General features: G+C 44.3%; 1 protein-coding gene. It reads left to right on the top strand.

Features of this window, described 5'->3' with window-relative positions; all coding sequences use genetic code 11:
- Positions 1-300 (top strand): hypothetical protein (locus tag QEH53_RS24080; protein WP_309025784.1); only part of this gene is annotated, 300 nt, incomplete at its 5' end.
- Positions 301-357: the final 57 nt, after the last annotated feature.

Below are 357 nucleotides of genomic sequence, written 5' to 3'. Positions count from 1 at the left end.
AACCTCATATTCTACGGATCCAACATTGGGCTAGGCATCCTCTTCTCCTACTACTTCTGGGATAACGAAGAAAGAAGCAAAGCGATGATCGTTTCGACGATTCTAACACCAATTCTTTGGACCCTGATTTTGGCGGCAGGGAAAGGAACCACAAATCTACTGGAACTCTACGACGTCGAAAAAATAAATTATGGATACGTAAAAAATCGAGTCACCTTTTGGATGGTTCCGATGTTCTGGTCCATTTTTGCTTTCGGATGCATCTGGATTGAAATCGCACGAATAAGAAACAAAAAATAAGCATATCAAGTCGCTCCAGACAACTCGCGCAAGCGCTCGCGTCTGAGCTCGGCGTTC

Origin of the sequence: Pelagicoccus sp. SDUM812002 (assembly GCF_031127835.1) — a bacterium.
In the GTDB taxonomy this organism is placed as follows: Bacteria; Verrucomicrobiota; Verrucomicrobiia; order Opitutales; family Opitutaceae; genus Pelagicoccus.
This window is presented reverse-complemented; position numbering and strand designations above follow the sequence as displayed.